Source organism: Methanophagales archaeon (genome assembly GCA_021159465.1).
In the GTDB taxonomy this organism is placed as follows: Archaea; Halobacteriota; Syntropharchaeia; order Alkanophagales; family Methanospirareceae; genus G60ANME1.
In genome coordinates this window covers 1-14,467 of sequence record JAGGRR010000025.1, presented here as the reverse complement: position 1 = coordinate 14,467, position 14,467 = coordinate 1, and the positions used below count along the sequence as shown (strand labels likewise).

At 46.0% G+C, this 14,467-nt stretch carries 15 protein-coding genes and 1 tRNA gene; 9 read left to right on the top strand and 7 right to left on the bottom strand.

Annotation, left to right across the window (positions count from 1 at the left end):
* Both J7J01_01550 and ligA read right to left on the bottom strand, forming a co-directional pair.
* Positions 1-1,229: hypothetical protein (locus J7J01_01550; protein MCD6209577.1), on the bottom strand; the 1,229-nt coding region annotated here is incomplete at its 3' end.
* A 48-nt stretch (positions 1,230-1,277) separates the two neighbouring features.
* Positions 1,278-3,299 (bottom strand): NAD-dependent DNA ligase LigA, encoded by a 2,022-nt coding sequence (ligA, locus tag J7J01_01545; protein ID MCD6209576.1) that lies wholly within the window; start codon positions 3,297-3,299, stop codon positions 1,278-1,280.
* A 75-nt stretch (positions 3,300-3,374) separates the two neighbouring features.
* Between ligA and J7J01_01540 the strand changes: the two genes are divergently transcribed.
* From J7J01_01540 to J7J01_01515, 6 genes are all read left to right on the top strand, one after another.
* The gene (locus J7J01_01540) at positions 3,375-4,067 is read left to right on the top strand and encodes a 30S ribosomal protein S2 (protein ID MCD6209575.1); all 693 of its coding nucleotides are present in this window, start codon (positions 3,375-3,377) and stop codon (positions 4,065-4,067) included.
* Positions 4,068-4,093: 26 nt separating this feature from the next.
* Positions 4,094-4,912 carry an MEMO1 family protein gene (locus tag J7J01_01535; GenBank protein MCD6209574.1) on the top strand — a complete coding sequence of 273 codons (819 nt, stop codon included), beginning with the start codon at positions 4,094-4,096 and terminating at the stop codon, positions 4,910-4,912.
* Between the two features lie 70 nt (positions 4,913-4,982).
* A complete protein-coding gene (locus J7J01_01530; protein ID MCD6209573.1) occupies positions 4,983-5,648 on the top strand; it encodes a hypothetical protein in 666 nt (221 codons plus the stop codon).
* Between the two features lie 114 nt (positions 5,649-5,762).
* Complete coding sequence (locus J7J01_01525) at positions 5,763-6,833, top strand: NAD(P)-dependent glycerol-1-phosphate dehydrogenase (protein MCD6209572.1); 1,071 nt, start codon at positions 5,763-5,765, stop codon at positions 6,831-6,833.
* A gap of 22 nt (positions 6,834-6,855) precedes the next feature.
* Entirely contained in the window at positions 6,856-7,290 is a 435-nt protein-coding gene (locus J7J01_01520) for a UPF0179 family protein (protein ID MCD6209571.1), read from the top strand.
* Positions 7,291-8,223, top strand: a complete 933-nt coding sequence (locus J7J01_01515) for a methanogenesis marker 12 protein (protein ID MCD6209570.1) — start codon at positions 7,291-7,293, stop codon at positions 8,221-8,223.
* Between the two features lie 15 nt (positions 8,224-8,238).
* Here J7J01_01515 and J7J01_01510 read toward each other — a convergent pair whose 3' ends face one another.
* From J7J01_01510 to J7J01_01495, 4 genes are all read right to left on the bottom strand, one after another.
* Entirely contained in the window at positions 8,239-8,673 is a 435-nt protein-coding gene (locus J7J01_01510) for a translation initiation factor IF-2 subunit beta (GenBank protein MCD6209569.1), read from the bottom strand.
* Positions 8,674-8,706: 33 nt separating this feature from the next.
* Positions 8,707-8,792 (bottom strand) — tRNA-Ser (locus J7J01_01505).
* 18 nt (positions 8,793-8,810) lie between these two features.
* The gene (locus J7J01_01500) at positions 8,811-8,981 is read right to left on the bottom strand and encodes a 50S ribosomal protein L37e (GenBank protein MCD6209568.1); all 171 of its coding nucleotides are present in this window, start codon (positions 8,979-8,981) and stop codon (positions 8,811-8,813) included.
* Positions 8,975-9,274 (bottom strand): hypothetical protein, encoded by a 300-nt coding sequence (locus tag J7J01_01495; protein MCD6209567.1) that lies wholly within the window; start codon positions 9,272-9,274, stop codon positions 8,975-8,977. Before J7J01_01495 ends, J7J01_01500 begins: the two co-directional genes overlap by 7 nt.
* Before the next feature lie 159 nt (positions 9,275-9,433).
* Between J7J01_01495 and J7J01_01490 the strand changes: the two genes are divergently transcribed.
* Together J7J01_01490 and J7J01_01485 are read left to right on the top strand one after the other, a co-directional pair.
* On the top strand, positions 9,434-9,961 hold the full coding sequence (locus tag J7J01_01490; GenBank protein MCD6209566.1) for a 50S ribosomal protein L15e: 528 nt from the start codon (positions 9,434-9,436) through the stop codon (positions 9,959-9,961).
* On the top strand, positions 9,961-11,088 hold the full coding sequence (locus tag J7J01_01485) for a DUF763 domain-containing protein (GenBank protein MCD6209565.1): 1,128 nt from the start codon (positions 9,961-9,963) through the stop codon (positions 11,086-11,088). The genes J7J01_01490 and J7J01_01485 overlap by 1 nt, the downstream gene beginning before the upstream one ends.
* Before the next feature lie 315 nt (positions 11,089-11,403).
* On the opposite strand, the gene cas4 is transcribed toward J7J01_01485, so the two are convergent.
* On the bottom strand, positions 11,404-12,090 hold the full coding sequence (gene cas4, locus J7J01_01480) for a CRISPR-associated protein Cas4 (GenBank protein ID MCD6209564.1): 687 nt from the start codon (positions 12,088-12,090) through the stop codon (positions 11,404-11,406).
* A gap of 229 nt (positions 12,091-12,319) precedes the next feature.
* On the opposite strand from cas4, the gene J7J01_01475 reads away from it, so the two are divergent.
* Positions 12,320-14,113 (top strand): lamin tail domain-containing protein, encoded by a 1,794-nt coding sequence (locus J7J01_01475; protein ID MCD6209563.1) that lies wholly within the window; start codon positions 12,320-12,322, stop codon positions 14,111-14,113.
* Positions 14,114-14,467 lie beyond the last annotated feature (354 nt).

Sequence of the window (14,467 nt, the reverse complement as noted above, 5' to 3'; positions counted from 1 at the left end):
GACATAATCTTCCTTGCCTGCTCTGGATATTTAACAATGAACCTCATCTCATCCTCCGTCACTGGCTTCTGCGTATGTACATTTGCATATCTCACAAGTTCCAGTATCTTCCTCGCTTCTTCATCATCTTTAAATTTCAATTTGTATTTCCCTGCTACACTCTTGAAGCCCTTTATCCCTGAATACTCACCCGCTGTTATTTGCCTCCCTGTCTCTATCACCTCAATATGCCCCCTTCCTACCTCAGTGTAATCATACAATTCATAATTCTTGCTGTCCTTCAGCGCTCCATCTGCATGGATTCCCGATTCATGTGCGAAGGCATTCTCACCAACCGCAGGCTGGTTCACCGGTATTGGCACTCTGAACGATAGTGATGCATATTTGCATATCTTCCATGCCTGCCGCAGGTCTATATGCTTATCCAGCTTGTATTTATTCTCAAATCCACTCGACTTCTTCACCGCAAGGATCGTTGATACAAGGTCTGCATTACCCGCCCGCTCGCCCATACCGTTCACTGTTGTCGTAATATATGCATCCACACCTGCATCTATTGCGCCTTTGGCTCCCGTAACCGAACATGCAACTGCCATCCCCAAATCATTATGGCAATGCAGTTCAATGGGAATGCCTACTGCTTCTGCTAGCTTCTTCACTCGCTCATAGATCGTGAATGGGTCGTCATATCCCAATGTATCGCAGTATCTTATCCGATCTGCACCATGCTCCTTTGCTGCTTTGCCAAATTCTATCAATCTCTCAAGCTCTGTTCTTGATGAATCTTCCGCATTTACTCCTATTGACTCTGCACCATACTTCTTCGCGGTGTCCACCGCTTCGCACATCATCTTTATTATATCATCCCATGTATATCTACCCATGAACTTGCCCTTCATCATCTGTTCAGAGGTGGATATACTCAAATTAACATGCTTTAGCCCGGGAACCAGCTCGAAACCCTGCTCTACATCGCTTTTTATCGCTCTCATCCAACCCCCGAGCCGGATACGCTTCATAGCACCGAGCTCAACCAGCTCAAGATTTGCATTCAAATAGTTCGTCTCATGCCTCGTGACGGGAAATCCGAACTCGCTCTGGAAAACTCCCATCTCGTCTAAATAGAGATTCAGTATTGTCTTCTCTAATTTCGCCAGCCCCAGTCTCGATGTCTGCACACCATCCCTGTTCGTGACATCTATTATGTATATAATATTCTCCGTTGCCATCTCACACCCAATATGCTATATGAAACAGGTCGATAATATAATATAATATCAGGTACCTTTTACCATCTTCATGAACTCCTCTTCATTTATTATCTTCACACCGAGCTTATGTGCCTTCTCCAGCTTAGAACCCGGTTCCTCACCTGCAACTACATAATCCGTCTTCTTTGTAACGCTCGATGAGACCCGCCCTCCCAGTTGCTCAACCTTCCTCTTCGCTTCCTCTCTTGGTATAGAGATTCTACCTGTGAATACGAATGTTTTACCCGCCAGTACTTCCTCTCCCACCTCGGGCTTCTTCTCTTTCTCATACCGCACCCCCGCCTCCTCCAGCTTATGCAATAATCTCGCTGTACTCTCCTGCTTGAAGAAGAGGAGAATACTCTTCGCTACCTCCGGTCCTATCCCCGGGATACTTACCAGCTTATCATAACTGGCATTTCGCAGCTCCTCCATATCTCTGAAATTGGAGGCGAGCAATGATGCCGTATGCTCTCCCACATGTCTAATCCCAAGTGCATAAATTAGCCGTGCAAACGTGGTCTGCTTGCTCTTCTCTATCGCATCCAGTATCTTCTGTGCCGATTTATCGCCCATCCGCTCCAGTTTCAGTAGGTCCTTCTTACTCAGGCGGAATAAATCCGCCGCGTCTGTCACCATCTTACGGTCCACCAGCTGCTCTATCACCTTATCACCCAGACCCTCTATGTCCAGCGCACGGAGCGATGCGAAATGTTTTATCCGCTCCTTCAATTGGGCTGTGCATGAGACACCGATACAACGCCTTATAGGTCCTTCCTTCAATACCTCCGCACCACAGACCGGGCATCTATCCGGCATCTTGAATTCACGTTCCGCACCGGTCCTCTTGGATTTTATCACACTCACCACTTCTGGTATAACATCACCTGCCCTCTCAACCACCACTGTATCCCCTATTCGAACATCCTTCCTCTTCAATTCCTCTTCATTATGTAATGTTGCTCGCCTGACTGTAACACCACCTATCTGTACAGGCTCAAGAACCGCAACGGGCGTCAACGCCCCTGTACGACCCACCTGCACTACTATATCCTTCACCTTTGTAAACTCCTCCCTTGGCTGGAACTTGTATGCTATCGCCCACCTCGGGCTTCTGGAAATTGTTCCCAGCCGGTTCTGCTGTTCTACACTGTTTACCTTCACTACTATTCCATCAATCTCATAATCCAGCTCGTCTCGTCTCTTCTCCACTTCATCATGGTATCTTATCACTTCCTCTATCTCTCTAAATCGCCTCACCAGATCACTCACACGAAATCCTATGCTCTTCAGATAGTTCAATATCTCCCACTGAGTTGTGAATTCCTTGCCCTCCACACGCCCGATGCCATAAGCGAAGAAGTCAAGGGGTCTTGATGCTGTAACTCGCGGGTCCAGTTGTCTTACAGAGCCTGCAGCTGCATTCCTCGGGTTTGCAAACATTCGCTCCCCTCGCCTGGCCAATTCCTCGTTCAGCTCCCTGAATTTGCGCACCGGCATATAAACCTCACCCCTGACCTCCAGCAATGGTAATGCCTCCGAGAGGGTACGCAGGGGTATCGTCTTTATCGTCCTTAGATTCTGCGTCACGTCCTCTCCTATCCAGCCATCACCTCTCGTACTACCCACAACGAGTACCCCATCTTTGTACACAAGCTCCATAGCCAGTCCATCTATCTTTGGCTCCACCACATATTCTACCTCTATGTTTTTACCCTCTCCACCAAGCATACGTCTCACTCGCTCGTCAAATTCCCTCACCTCTGAAGCTTCCATTACGCTATTCAAACTCAACATCGGAATGCTGTGCCTGTAAGTCCTGAATTCCTCCAGCGGCTTCGCTCCTACTCGCTGAGTGGGCGAATCGGGCGTTATAAACTCCGGGTATTTCGCCTCAAGCTCCTCTAATTCCTTAAATAATCTGTCATATTCCGCATCTGAGATCTCAGGCTCATTCAGCACGTAATACCTGTAATTGTGATAACGTATCTTCTCCCTCAGTTCCTCGATATGTCTCCTTATCTCCTCTTTATTTTCCCCTCCTCCCATTTTGATTTTGATATTGTGCCGCGTCCCGTGAAAAGATTTAATAGATAAAGGAAATTAAAATAAAAGGGATAATGAATGACCGAGCGAATAATGGATGAAACGGAGAATAAGGGTAAGGAGAAGGTTGAGAATAAGGATAGGGATAGGGATAATGAAAAGGGGATAGAAACGCTGATACCCGGTCCTGATTACTTGGCAAGTGGTGTTCATATAGGTACGCAGCAAAAAACCGGAGATATGTGGAGGTTCATTTATCAGGTAAGACCTGATGGTCTTTACTTGCTTGATATAGAGATGATGGATAGGAGATTACGTATAGCGGCTCGTTTCTTAGCTAATTATGAACCTTCATCCATACTTGTTGTATCCGCGCGGGAATACGGGCATCAGCCGGTGAGTATGTTCGCCAGGGTAACGGGCGCGAGGGCAATAGTGGGACGATTTATCCCTGGTACCCTGACAAATCCTGAGAGCGAATATTTCGTCGAACCTTCCATTCTTGTATTGACTGACCCGATGACAGATGCACAGGCATTAAAAGAGGGTGTAAGAACCGGCTTGCCCATCGTTGCTTTATGTGATACGAACAACTCAACATCCAATGTTGACCTTATCATCCCAACGAACAATCACGGCAGGAAAGCACTTGCTACCGTTTATTGGCTGCTTGCACGTGAGTTCTTGCGAGAGCGGCACAGGCGTGAGGGCAAGAGCGATGAAGATTTTAAATTTGAGTACAGTGTGGAGGATTTTGAAGCTGAGGTGTGAGATAAAGGAAAAGAGAAGAGAAGAAAATGAGAAGACCGGCAGTAGCAGGGGCTTTCTACGAAGCAACCCGGGATAAGTTGATAGCACAATTAGAGGAATGCTTCGCGGGAGTATCAGAAGAAGAGGGTGTAGATGAGCGTATTATTGGTGCCGTGGTACCTCATGCCGGCTATATGTATTCAGGTGGTGTTGCCGCGCATGTCTATGCAAAACTCCCCTATGCCGATACTTTCATCATTCTCGGTCCCAATCATTATGGTACGGGCTCACTCATTGCCGCATCAAAGGAGACATGGATGACCCCTCTGGGTAGCGTGGAGGTGGATACCGCATTTCTGGATGCGTTACCAAGACGGATCATTGACTTTGATGAGACTGCACACATACATGAACATTCGATAGAGGTTCAACTACCGTTTCTACAATTCCGCTTTGATACCTTCCGCTTCGTTCCTATCTGCATGGCACTCAGTGATGAGGATACCGCACGTGAGATCGGGGAAGACCTTGCAGATACAATTGCCAGATTCCACCATAACGATAGAGATAAGAAGTTTATTCTGATTGCCTCTTCAGACTTCACACATTATGAACCAGACCATATAGCGCGTGAAAAGGACGAAGCAGTGATAGAAGCGATAACTGAGCTCGATATTGGCAAGTTCTACAACCGCATATTCGCACGGAACTCCTCTGCCTGTGGTGTTGGTCCGATAGCATCAGTGATGTATGCGTCGAAGAAGCTCGGTGCAAAGCATGGACAACTGGTTAAATACGCCACCAGCGGCGATGTCACCGGTGATAGAGCGAGTGTGGTTGGCTATGGAGGTATCGTAATCTTCTGATTTCTTCGTGCACGATACGATGCAAAGAGTAGCAGGGGAAGGAGCCTGTCGGGTTTTCTTCCGAGAATTGATGAGCAGTGACTTGATTATTGGTAATACCATTGTTACACCCACCTGTGCAAGATGCTCAACTCTGTTTGGCGTCGGTGAAGTGAAAGAAGTGGAGAGGAGAGGGAGAATAACAAAGCTGAAGATAGATGACTCCACTGCTGTCATCATTCTGTATACAGATATTAAGATGGCGTTCGAACCAGAGTCATTTCTGGCATTCCTCGGTAATCTGCGTATACGCCACCATGAGAGGGGCTTCCTGATGCTCGGGGAGGAGGTGGCTATGGCTGGCTCGTCTGTGAGAGATAACTGGATACTGAGTACTGCTATACGGACAATGAAGCGGATAGAACTGCTTCGCTCTCTGTCTCTGATGCCCATGTCCACCGCCACATGGATGAGAAAAGCTCTGACGCACTATGGCAATGGTAACAAGCTGGATGAATGTGAAAGTACGGCAATAAAAGCCGTTCAGCAGTTGTGGCTGCGTTATAATAGGACTGCAAAGGATATAGCACTTGATTTCCTGAATACCGTGGATAAGTGCAGTCGCGAACTGTTAATGGCGGAGTTAGGGAAGAAGGGACTGAAAGGAGCATGGATAGAAGGAGTGATTGACGAACTCATCGCAGATGGCAGGTGCTATGAGCCAGAAGCAGGTGTTTTGGCACTGGTTCATGAGTAGTATAATTTAATTTTATACTTTTCACTTTTACACTTCAATTAATAGTCAAAATCCAGCAGAAAGCTTTAACGTTACGAGATAATATTCCATATCCAATAGGAAAGGAACTAAGCAATGGAACCTTTTGAGAAGATGAAGTGGATGCAACTGCCACGAGAAGTTCTGGTTGGTCATGGAGTATTGGAGGAACTCGGGCGTGTATGCAGACACCTTGGGCTGCGAGACGGCGCCATTGTGGTCACGGGAGCGCTTTATACAAGGAAGATAGCGGGTGAGAGGGTGGTAGAGATTTTAGCAGATTCGGGCTACGAAGTGCAGCTTGTGGAAGTCCGGGCTATAAGCCCCGACAGTATAGAGCGCGTCAAGGAGATAGTGAAAGAGAACAAAATGGGTTTCGTGCTGGGCGTTGGTGGGGGGACAATCATTGATACCGCCAAGATTACTTCGTTCGAACTTGATATTCCTTTCATCTCAGTTCCTACCATTGCCTCACATGATGGTATTGCATCACCCAGGGCTTCTATTAAAGGTGATGACCGCAGCCCGGTATCCAGGCAGGCGCAAGCTCCACTTGCTGTCATCGCTGATACACAGATAATATCCTCTGCCCCCTTCAGGTTTACCGCTGCAGGCTGTGGTGATATCCTCGCGAACTATACCGCGGTACGAGACTGGCAACTCGCCCAGCGACTCCAGAATGCTGAATTCAGTAGTTATGCCGCTGCTCTATCAGAAATGACCGCGAACATGATACTGGAGAATGTAAAAGAGATAAGGAAGAGAGATGAAAAGGCAGCATGGACGGTGGTAAAGGCGCTGGTGTCAAGTGGTGTTGCTATAAGCATTGCAGGTTCTTCAGCACCTGCATCTGGTTCTGAGCATAAATTCAGCCATGCTCTTGATATGATAGCAGATAAGCCCGCTTTGCATGGTGAGCAATGCGGTGTTGGAACCATAATGATGTCATATCTATACGGCGATAACTGGCAGCAGATTCGCGCTGCACTGAAGGAGATTGGCGCGCCCACGACCGCAAAAGAGCTGGGTATAAAGGAGGAATATATCATCGAGGCTCTCACAATAGCACACAAGATCAATCCCGACCGATATACAATTCTGGGTGAGTCGGGACTCACAAAGGAAGCAGCAGTGAGACTCGCTCTTGCTACCGGCGTGGTTGAATAAATAGGGATAGGGGATAACGAAGATGGAAGAAGGGAGGATAGTAACTCTAATAGGAGAGAAGCTGGCAAACGAGGGTGAGGAGTTCATCTTCATGGGTACGGCGAAGAAGTGCGATGAGTGCAGATTAAAGAAAGCCTGTGCGAACCTCGAAGTGGGGCGAAGATACAGAGTAGAGCGGGTAAGAGAAGGTATAAAGCACGATTGTTATATCCACGAAGGGGGAGTCTGTGTTGTTGAGGTGATAGAACCGCCAATAAAAGCAGTGATTGAAGCGAAACAGGCAGTAAAAGGCTCAAAAATCGTATTCAAAACCATGAATTGCGAATCATCGCCATCACTACTCGATCTATGTCATCCCGCGGGTCTTATGGACGGCGATAGATGCACCGTCCTGGATGTGATAAGCGATATCTCTGCTGGCTTGAAACTGGTGGAACTAAAGAGAGAAGCGAAGTAGATGTTCATAGGTATAGACCACGGAACGACGGGAATACGGTTTGCCGGGATAGAGGATGTGGATATGAGAATCCTCGAGCTATCGCGTGAAGAAGCTGCGAGAATGGATGCTGGGACGATAGTGGATAAGGTGGAAACAGGTCTGGAAACAAGAACAGAGGAAATAGAACTCATTGCATTGACTTATTCGATGGGTGATGGCTTCTCAAGAATAAAAAAGATTGAGAAGGTCAACAACAGGGGATTGAGCGCTGAAGGTGGGGCAGGTATGAGGGTTGGTGGTGGTACGAACGTCTTCGATGCTATAAAGAACTCTGGTATCCCTACTATTATGATACCTGGAATACACGCACGCAGTGAGAGTATAGACCAAAGAATGCGATTCTACTCTCATTGTGCAAGTCCTGAGAAGGTTGGTGTTGCATATCACATATATAAGAAAGGTTTTGAACACTTCATCTTCTCTGATATCAGTTCCAACACAGTAACGATATGCGTGGTGAATGGAGTGATAATAGGGGGAATAGATGCATGCATAGGTGCACCAGGACTTTATCAGGGTCCTATTGACCTACAGTTGATAAGGGATATTGACAGTGGGAGATTGAGTGCAGGCGATGCATTCGCTAATGCCGGTGTCATGCGTAAACGGATAGCTGCCGATGCGTTAGCTACATTATCATTATTCGTGGCAATGGAAATCTCTGCGATGCGTGTGCTCACGAATGACTATGGTATATGTATATCCGCTGATGCAATCTTCTTAACAGGTTCAGAGGGAGAGAAGGAGGCGATGAAAGAGCGGGTAGACCAGCTTCTGGGTGTAAAGACACGAACATTAACGAGATACAGTGCAGCAATAGGATGCGCAGAGATAGCAAGGGATGTATATTATGGTAAGAGGGAGATAATGGGGATAAAAGTGGAGTTATAGTAGTAAAAGTAAAACTTATCTCCTACTACTTCCCTTTATCTTCGCTATAGGACGAATAGCACCACATGCATCACATTTCAATACCCATACACGCTCCATTCTGGATAAGTGCGTATCTGGCTTCTTACATTCCCAGCATAACACATATTCATGTATGAACCGTTGAATTTGATGCTGAATTTCCTTATGAGAGAATCTACCCTGGAATATCGCTCTGCTTCCTTCTATCTTACCCGCAGTACCCAGTTCACTGAGCAGGAATTTCATTACATATTCAGGTCTTCTGTTTATATAATTGCATATAGCATCAAAATTATCGAAGATGGTAGTCTTACCCTCGATGAAGACCTTTGCGTTAGGTATGACAAACCGGGATTCATTGCTCTTTATATTCGCTGGTAATTGGCTCAAAGCCCGATCCAATAGCACCTCATATTCGTGATCATCCATATTTCTGTACCTCTACCTTGCTCTCCTATCCAGCGCCGAGGAAGGGATTTGAACCCTTGCGTCCCGCGAGGGACACCGGCTCTCAAGGCCGGCGCTTTTGTCCACTAAGCTACCTCGGCTGATATTAGATATTGTATTCATGGCTTCTTCTTTCTCCAGTTGGGGTATTTCCTCATTCGCCGGGATTTGCCAAATCCACATGCCACACAGTACTTACCATGTACGCTAAATGAGTGACTACCACATCGCCGGCAAATTATGTGTGACCGCTTTTGCCTCTTACCCTTTGAAGGTGTCCCTTTCACCATCGCTCCTTCCCCTCCAATTCCTTACCCTTAGCTCCCTCTTCTTCCTTCTCCATATCTTTAGGCTCTGTTGGCGATATGAAGACAACATTGTCGCCCCTCACAAGGATCTCACCCAGAAGATTCTTGACCGAAGAATCGGCGTTCAACTCCTCTGCATCGTTCAGCAAGAGATTCATGTGCAGGTCGTAGCCTGCCAGTATCCCCCTGAACTCTCTGCCTCCTCTTATCTTCACTATAACTGGCGACTTCAGTGATCTGTTCAATATGTCCAACGGCTTGGGTCTATCCACCATGTTCATCACTCTCTTCTTTCATACTCCGCTAATCGCTAATTTGTGCTTCTTATTTTATTTTTATTTTATAATTGTTTTGAACTATTAATATCATAGCATAGTCTATATCTATTATCCTCTTATGTAATGTAAAGTAAATAGCGATAGCGGGGGAGTGAGATGGTAAAGTCCTTTTATGAATACATAGGTGATGCATGGAAGAGACCAGATGAGTCTTATGTGGGCGAATTGAGGCGTACGAGGCTGATAGAGTGGCGAAGAGAGCCTGCGGTTGTCAGGATAGAGCATCCGACGAGGTTAGATCGTGCACGAGCTCTTGGTTATAAAGCGAAACAAGGGTTCATTTTGGTAAGGGTGAAGGTTAGGCGTGGTGGCAGGCGAAGGCCGAGACCGAAGAAGGGCAGGAGACCGAAAAGGATGGGCGTACATAAGATAACGCCCGGCAAGAGCTTACAGCGGATTGCAGAGGAGCGAGCAGCGCGTAAATATCCAAATATGGAAGTTCTTAATTCCTATTGGGTCGCTGAGGATGGTAAGAGAAAATGGTTTGAGATAATAATGGTTGAACCTGCAAACCCCGTGATAAAGTCTGATAAGAGGCTCAACTGGATCTGCCAGCATAAGCATAGGGGGAGAGCCTTTAGAGGTTTGACATCTGCGGGAAAAAAGGGAAGAGCCCTGGTTTAATGAAGAGAGCGGGTGTGGTGGATCTGCCACTTCATGGTGGTTCGGCACCTTACTGGCTGGTAAAGCGGATGAAGGGCTTAGCTCATGCCATCCTTGAGTTGCTGGTTGAGGAATATGGAGTAGGGGGAGTGGTAGAGAAGCTGGCGGACCCGCTATGGTTCCAGTCACTCTCTTGCGTACTCGCCTATGACTGGCACAGCAGTGGTACCACAACGGTGGTATGTGGTGTCTTAAAATCAGTGATAGACCCGGAGGAATTTGGTATTGGTATCGCCGGCGGTAAGGGTAAGGCATCGAGAAATACGACATCTGAGATAGAAGAGATAGGACTAAAACTGAGCCTCAGTGATGCAAAGATTGAGGAGTTGAAATACGCCAGCAGGATATCTGCAAAGGTGGATAACGCGTGTATTCAAGATGGTTATCAGCTCTATCATCACTCGATGATCATCACCGAGAAGGGCGAATGGGCAGTGATACAGCAGGGTATGAATCCCGGCAATCGGTATGCAAGGCGGTATCACTGGCTCTCTTCGGCAGTAAAGAGTTATGAGGAGCCGCATCAGGGCATCGTCGGCTTCCCTCACAGCCATGTGCTGGATATGACCGCGAGGGATAGTAGAGAATGCCGTGAAGTCTCTATTGATCTGGTTAAGAGTAATAGTAGAGATTTAAAGCGATTGTATAAGGAGCTTGAGAGCAGCTTCAGGATAAAAAAAGGGCAGAGGACATTATTAAACTTCAATGCACCCACAGTGGAAGAGGAAGTACCAGTACCTGTACCTGCACCCACACCTGGCCAGACCAAGACCAGCATCTTCAAGTTACCGAGACGCGTGAACTGGGATGCACTTCGTATAGCTTATGAGAATCAGCCATCGGATTTTGAACAGCTTTTGTGTATTCGCGGTTTGGGACCTGCAACAGTGCGAGCCTTAGCGCTTATCGCCGAGTTGATATATGGAGCGAAGCCAAGCTGGCAAGACCCTGTTAAGTTCTCATTCGCATTTGGTGGTAAAGATGGCGTGCCTTATCCGGTAGATAGGCACACGATGGACGAGACCACAGAGATATTACAAACAGTGATGAAAGAGAAGGGAAAGGAGTGTAAGAGCTTTATTCATTAAATAAGATATTAGTGTTAGTTCTCCCATCTCACATCCTCTGGAAGCATATCAAAATTATCTGCTATAGAAGCTGTCCCTCAAATAATTATTTAGCACAGACACTTAAACATGCTACTATTTTAGTATTTCCAATCGCCACCACCAGAATTAGACAATGCGAACACCATATCCATCGGAGCACTCAAAAGAAACAACAATACAAGCCCGAATGCAATCATTTTTCTTCTCATCCTCATTTCATTCGCTTTAAAGATTATCACAGAATCATCACCTCCTCTTCTGGACCGAAAGTGAAAGTTATCGCATCTCCATCTTTTATTTACCCAACAACTTAGATAGAACCGTCTTTCGCGTATCAGTATCACAGTATTTTGAATATGCACAATTTTCGCATGGTGCATTCCTGCCTTTATCAGGGAAGGCGCCCTGCTTTATCCGTCTCACCTGCTTTAATATCTGCAATGCCTCTGCACGGTCACTTCTTCTTATCTGTGTCACCCGAAATTCCGCTTCCCTTATGTATTCCACAAACCCTCTCTTTACTATGCTCTCAAACTCATCCTCAATCAGCATTGCATACGCAGCCAGTTGTACACGGTCACTTCGCCACACGCCGTATCCCGGCGATTTACCCGTCTTTATCATGCATGGTATCACCTCTTCATCTGCTATTATCAACTTGTCCACACTACCACTCAGGTTCAGCTTTTCTGAATACATCATTCGTTCACGCTCATATCCATGCACACGCTCCAGTTCCGTCAGCTCATTTTCAGTCCTCAGTTTCTTCAGCCACTCATCATTCATACCCTGAATAAAATCACGCTTCACCGCCTCTGTCAAATCCAGCTCCAACCCCAGCCCTACCAGCTCTTCCCTGTATATCCGTGGTACCGACTCCACTATATCTCCTATTATAGCTCTTATAGCTGCGATGTCCTCACAGCCAGTGATTTTATGGAGGTTAAATGCAAATTCTTTCAATATGAAACTTTCTATCATGCTCTTTTCTCGCACTGTCACTGTATGTGCTTGTGCTTGTGTTTGTGTATGCGCATATGACTCATAACCCCGTCCTTGCGCTCTGACTCTGAAATATACCAATCTGGGACATATCACATACTGCATTAACTCGGATACTTTTACTTTTACTCTTACTTTCATCGTTTAAATATGACGTGATATTATGTAAGGGTTATGATTGATTATTATATTTTTAGAGTTTAGAGAGATGAAAGTGGTTAGATCAACCTCAATCGCGCTGATTACTGGTATCATTATCGCCATTATATTCATATCGCTCGTCCCGGTTTGTGCATATTCCTCACTATTGATAACCGAGGTTTATCCAAAAACGATGGTGAAGGGCGAACAGGACGAATATATAATTTTAACAAATAATTGCGCCCATTCGGTGGACATTGCGAACTGGAGCATAACGGATAATGAAGCAAATTTCACTTTCCCTCATGTCTCCATACCACCCGGCAGAGGGATATACCTCACGCGGAAGACCGCTGTATATGCTCGCCCTGATGCTATCGTTACCACCTTAAAGCTTGGTGCGACATTTGCATTGCGCAATCGAGGTGATGAGGTCATTCTGCGTGACAATCATGGTAGGGTAGCAGACGTGCTGATATACGGTGATTCCCCATATAATGGTCCTGGCTGGCGCGGTGAGCCACTGAAGAAGCCGTTGTCGGGAATGGCATTCCACAGAAAAGCTTATGAAGATACCGATACTGCCTCTGACTGGGTTATTCTACCTCCTGGTGCTTCGTATCATCCGCCAGAGCTAATTTCCGTCACCAACACGAGTGTTACCACCTTCGTATCGCCTGATTGCAGTTTCACAGTCCTGAAGAGCGAATTAGATAATGCTTCCTCTTCTCTATACCTCAATCTCTACGAATTTGACAATATCAAACTTCTGGAGCCTATTTTAGATGCCATGCGTAGAGGTGTACATGTTTATCTCCTGATGGAGGGTCGCCCGGTGGGAGGTATGGAAGACAAAGAGCGATATATCGCAGAGCAGATAGCGAGCAATGGTGGCACTGTTCGTTTCGCTCATGACAGATTCTTAAATCACGCTAAATATGCAATCATAGATGATAAGACACTGATTTTAATGTCAGAGAACTGGAAATACACCGGCGTACCGTATGACAGAACCTATGGCAATCGTGGCTGGGGCATTGTGATAAAGAATAGGATGATAGCGCATTACTTCATGGATTTATTCCTTGATGACCTTCAGCGTGCAAATGCTGATACTAATACTGAGACTGACGCATCTCTATCCTGGGAGATGGGGATGCAGATGAATAGCAAAAGCCAGATGGAAAAAGAAATACCCGGGGGCTATTACACGCCCGTATTTAAACTGCATACAATGACAACAAACTTCACAGTGATACCGGTCCTGGCGCCCGATTCCGCTTTGAGCTCGAGGACGATACTACAGATGATAAGGAATGCGAAGCGGTATATACACGTAGAGCTATTCTCTGTGGCGATGTACTGGGGAGATGAGCCGAATCCATTCATATCAGCGCTCGTAGAAGCGGCAAGGAGGGGTTGTGACGTGGAGATTCTGCTGGATTCTAAATATTTAGAGGGCGATAACAACAATGATGAAGTGGTATCAGAACTGAACAGGATAGCGCGTTCGTCGAATTTGAGTCTTGAGGCTAAATTAGCTGATCTGGGCTCGTCTGGTCTGGCGAAGATACACAATAAAGGGTTGGTTGTGGATGGTAAGAAGGTGCTTATATCTTCATTGAACTGGAATGCGCACTCGATTTATAACCGTGAGGCGGGTGTGATAATAGATAACAGTGCTATCGCATCCTTTTATGACCAGGTCTTCCTTTACGACTGGAACGCTTCTTCCACGAATGAGCATGAACAGGCACGAGATAGGACACCAGAAATGCAAGTTCTGTACATCATACTCACTCTTTGTGCTTCTTTTGTTATATTCAGGCTCGTAAGATGGTATCAGAGACGGTGGCGATAATGATAATTATTATCGGGTATCAAGCATCCACATCCATGAAACACTTAGGGTTAGCGCTTCGTAATAAGCGTCGGAGTAAAGGTTTGTGCCTTCAGATACGCCGGGTTTTGATCAAAGGCGTAAATTACCACATGCAAGGAAGCGGATGAGGTTGTTAAGGCTATTCCTGTGAGTAGAAGTATTAAAGTGGATAGTTTCCAATTAGTATGTAGTATGCCTTGCTTTTTATTCATAACTTTTATTTTACTACCTATAACTAAAATGTTTACGATGTAAATGCAAACAAATATTCAAAACATATACATTGATACTTGCTTCTTTCAGGGCTATCTATGGGGAAAAGAGGATGAAAAA